Annotated in this window: 4 protein-coding genes; 3 read left to right on the forward strand and 1 reads right to left on the reverse strand. The window is 71.3% G+C overall.

Annotated elements, in window-relative coordinates:
• A partial coding sequence (locus IH00_RS0136425; protein WP_031080786.1) for a sensor domain-containing protein occupies window positions 1-581 on the reverse strand: 581 nt, incomplete at its 3' end.
• A gap of 182 nt (window positions 582-763) precedes the next feature.
• On the opposite strand from IH00_RS0136425, the gene IH00_RS0136430 reads away from it, so the two are divergent.
• The 3 genes from IH00_RS0136430 to IH00_RS0136440 all read left to right on the forward strand — a co-directional run.
• Window positions 764-1,165 carry an NADH-quinone oxidoreductase subunit A gene (locus tag IH00_RS0136430; protein ID WP_031080788.1) on the forward strand — a complete coding sequence of 134 codons (402 nt, stop codon included), beginning with the start codon at window positions 764-766 and terminating at the stop codon, window positions 1,163-1,165.
• Complete coding sequence (locus tag IH00_RS0136435; RefSeq protein ID WP_031080790.1) at window positions 1,156-1,809, forward strand: NADH-quinone oxidoreductase subunit B; 654 nt, start codon at window positions 1,156-1,158, stop codon at window positions 1,807-1,809. Before IH00_RS0136430 ends, IH00_RS0136435 begins: the two co-directional genes overlap by 10 nt.
• Window positions 1,806-2,723, forward strand: a 918-nt coding sequence (locus tag IH00_RS0136440) for an NADH-quinone oxidoreductase subunit C (protein ID WP_031080792.1), incomplete at its 3' end; no start/stop codon positions are given. The genes IH00_RS0136435 and IH00_RS0136440, both read left to right, overlap by 4 nt.

Raw genomic sequence — 2,723 nt, forward strand, 5'->3', positions numbered from 1 at the left:
CCGTCGTGCAGGTTGCGTTCGATTCGCCGCAGGTCGGCGGCGGCCGTGTCGACGACCACGCTGCGGTCCGACTCCAGCTCGGTGATCCGCCGCTCCAGCTCGTCGGAGGGCGCCAGCAGCCCGCGTACCAACGCCCGGTCCACGGTGGTCAGGCCCCGCGTGACGTAACCGAGCACCGGCCACAGCACCACCATCGCCACCAGGGTCACGGCGAATGTCAGGACGCCCCAGGGCAGCCGGATGAAGCCGTACAGCATCGTCCGCCAGGCCACCGGGTCCTTCAGCCCCGTCCACAGCCAGGCGAAGAAGCCCGCACCCGGCCGGTGCGGCAGCGGGCTGGGCTCCTCGATCCGCACGCCCAGCAGTGCCCTCGCCCTTGCCCGCTCCAGCCTGCCGAGCTGCCGCGCTCCCGCGAGGCCGGTCGCGAGCAGCGGCAGGCCCACGACGGTGACCGACAGGCCCACGCCGACGCTCACGGTGACTACCACGTAGATGAAGCCGATCAGCGCCATCGGGAAGTCGGTCAGGAGGTGCGCGACCTCCTTCCAGGCCTGTCGGCCGAAAGCCATGCGTGCGGTCATGCGACACAGCCTGCCTGCGGTCACCGGCCCGGCGCCATGGGGTTCGTAGGTGGGGTGTAGTAGGGCTATCCCCACCTGAAGTGCGGCACGGCTGATGGGTGGTCCGAAGCCAGGGCCTAGACTCCCGTGCGTACGGAACGCATAAGCATCACGCCGCGCGGCAGGGAGCGAGGGACACGGACGTGCCGGAGACGACCGCATCGACCGTACTCGCCGTCGACTATTTCCAGAGTTACTCGGTCGTAGGGCTGCTCGCCCTGATCGGCGTGCTGTTCGTGGCTGTCGCCTTCGCGGCCGGACGGCTGTTGCGGCCGGTGGTGCCGACGCAGGAGAAGATGCTCACGTACGAGTGCGGCGTCGATCCGGTGGGGGAGGGCTGGGCCCACACCCAGGTCCGCTACTACGTCTACTCTTTTCTGTACGTCATCTTCGCCGTCGACTCCATCTTCCTCTTCCCGTGGGCGACGGTCTTCGCAGCGCCGGGGTACGGCGCCACGACGCTGGTCGAGATGTTCATCTTCCTCGGCTTCCTCGCCGTAGGACTGCTCTACGCGTACAAGAAGGGCGTCCTGACATGGACGTAACCCCTGTCGACCTCCCCGAGCCGAAGAGGCTCGGAGCCCTCGCCCGGCTCGCACCCGAGCCGATGAAGGTGGTCCTGAACTGGGGCCGCCGCTACAGCCTGTGGGTCTTCAACTTCGGGCTCGCCTGCTGCGCCATCGAGTTCATCGCCGCCTCCATGGCGCGGCACGACTTCATCCGCCTCGGGGTGATCCCGTTCGCGCCCGGACCGCGTCAGGCCGACCTCATGGTCGTCTCGGGGACGGTGACCGACAAGATGGCCCCGGCGGTGAAGCGGCTCTACGAGCAGATGCCGGAGCCGAAGTACGTCATCTCCTTCGGAGCCTGCTCCAACTGCGGTGGTCCCTACTGGGACTCCTACTCCGTGACCAAGGGCGTGGACCAGATCATTCCGGTCGACGTGTACGTCCCGGGCTGCCCGCCGCGGCCGGAGGCGCTCCTCCAGGGCATCCTCAAGCTCCAGGAGAAGATCGCCCGCGAGTCGCTGGGCGAGCGGTACGGCCACGGACGCCCGTCCGTCGCGGAGCTGCGCAGCGGCCTGGTGACCCCGCCCTCCCCGTCGTCCGCCCCGCCGTCGTCCTCCTCGGCTGCCTCCGCTTCCACTCCCTCCACCCCGCCGTCGTCCTCGCCGGGAGGTACGGCGTGACCGCGTACGACCGCCTCCCCGAAGGCGTCACCGAGCTGTTCGGCGAGCAGGCCACCGCCGAGCACGCGTACGACCTCCTGACGGTCGATGTCCCGGCCGCCTCGTGGATCACCGCGCTGGAGACCGCACGGGACGTGCTGGGCTGCACCTACTTCGACTGGCTGAGCGCCGTCGACGAACCGGCGACGGGCTTCCGCGTCTGCGCACACCTGGTCGCCCTGGACGGGCGGCAGGTACGACGGCTGCTGCTGCGCACGACCGTCCCGCACGACGCCCCGGTGCTGCCGACCGCCATCGGGGTGTACGCGGGGGCGGCCTGGCACGAGCGCGAGACGTTCGAGATGTTCGGCGTCCGCTTCGAGGACCACCCGAATCTGGTTCACCTCCTCCTCCCGGAGAACTTCGAGGGCAACCCCCTCCGCAAGGACTTCGTGCTGGCCGCCCGCGTCGCGAAGGCGTGGCCGGGCGCGAAGGAGCCGGGCGAATCCGAGCACGGCGGCCCCAAGCGCCGCCAGATGCTGCCCCCCGGAGTGCCCGACCCGAACGAGTGGGGCCCCCTCAAGGGCCAGCTCCCGCCCGCCCCGGCCCGTCCGGCCCGGGAACGCCCTGCTCGCGCTGCGGCCGGCGACCGCCCGGTTCGCCGTGCCCGTACGGCCGCCGAGGGCTCGGCCAGCCAGGCCCCGGAGGCCTCGACCGCTCCGGCGGCACCGGCCCGCCGCGCGCGTACGGCCGCGGAGGGCTCGGCGAGCCAGACGCCCGCGCGTCGCGCGCGCACCGCGAGCGAGGGCTCGGCGAGCCAGGCCCCGCAGGCCCCGGCCGAGGCGACCCCGGCGCCCCCGCCGCGCACCCGCAGCACGGACGCCCCCTGGAACAACCCCCGTCCCGCCTTCGAGGACCTGTCTCTTATACACATC

It is taken from the genome of Streptomyces sp. NRRL S-118 (assembly GCF_000716335.1).
Classification (GTDB): domain Bacteria; phylum Actinomycetota; class Actinomycetes; order Streptomycetales; family Streptomycetaceae; genus Streptomyces.

Excerpts from the sequence above, each read along its gene's own strand:
- IH00_RS0136435 (WP_031080790.1), top strand. The coding sequence starts at position 1,156 with ATGGACGTAACCCCTGTCGACCTCCCCGAGCCGAAGAGGCTCGGAGCC.